General features: G+C 43.9%; 1 protein-coding gene. It reads left to right on the plus strand.

Features of this window, described 5'->3' with window-relative positions:
* Nucleotides 1-212, plus strand: a 212-nt coding sequence (locus lacNas_RS02670; RefSeq protein ID WP_244661406.1) for a helix-turn-helix domain-containing protein, incomplete at both ends; no start/stop codon positions are given.

Genomic DNA, 212 nt, shown 5'->3' on the forward strand with positions numbered 1-212 from the left:
GGCAGAAGAAGTACCGTCTAAATTAATTCAGACAAGAGTCTATGAACTACATCCAAACAAGACTATGAGAAGAGTTTTGGATGAAGCTTGTGACTATCGCCGCTATTGCTGGAATCAAGGCCTTGCCTTGTGGAATAAAATGTACAAGGCAAGGCAAGCACTTAAATCTTCTTTGGCCTCCGACCCCAAAAAGCTGGCCGAAGAGCAGAAAG

The organism is Lactobacillus nasalidis, from assembly GCF_016587775.1.
GTDB lineage: Bacteria > Bacillota > Bacilli > Lactobacillales > Lactobacillaceae > Lactobacillus > Lactobacillus nasalidis.